The organism is Streptomyces sp. SID12501 (assembly GCF_010550245.1).
GTDB lineage: Bacteria > Actinomycetota > Actinomycetes > Streptomycetales > Streptomycetaceae > Streptomyces.
On the sequence record NZ_JAAGLU010000879.1, the window covers coordinates 1 to 409 of the forward strand.

1 protein-coding gene is annotated in these 409 nt (G+C 68.0%); it reads left to right on the top strand.

All coding sequences use genetic code 11. The features are described 5' to 3' along the window. Nucleotides 1–409 (top strand): hypothetical protein (locus tag G3I71_RS48940; protein ID WP_203733238.1); only part of this gene is annotated, 409 nt, incomplete at both ends.

Genomic DNA, 409 nt, shown 5'->3' on the forward strand with positions numbered 1-409 from the left:
GGCACACGCCAAGGAGGCAGTCACCGCGCTGTGCCTCGACAGGTGGGATCCGACCGAGGCCGAGTGGCAGCAGCTATGGCCCGGAACCGATCCGCTTCCCGTCCAGGCCGCGGTGATGGACCTGATGCCGGCCACGGGGCAGGCACTGGTCGTCGTCGAGTCCCCTCCGGCCTCGGGCAAGACCCGGATCGCCCTGTGGTGCGCCCACCATCTGGCACGCCGCAACGGCTATCAGGGACTCTACGTCGCCATGTCCACACAGGCGGACAGCAGCAAGATGGCCCAGGAGGTGCAACGGTTTATGCGTGCGGCGGTGGTGGACGAGGCCGCCACCCTCGCCGTGGTCCACGCCGACGCCATTGTGCAGCAGTTCGTGTACGACCTGATCGACTCGGAGCATCCGGATCGC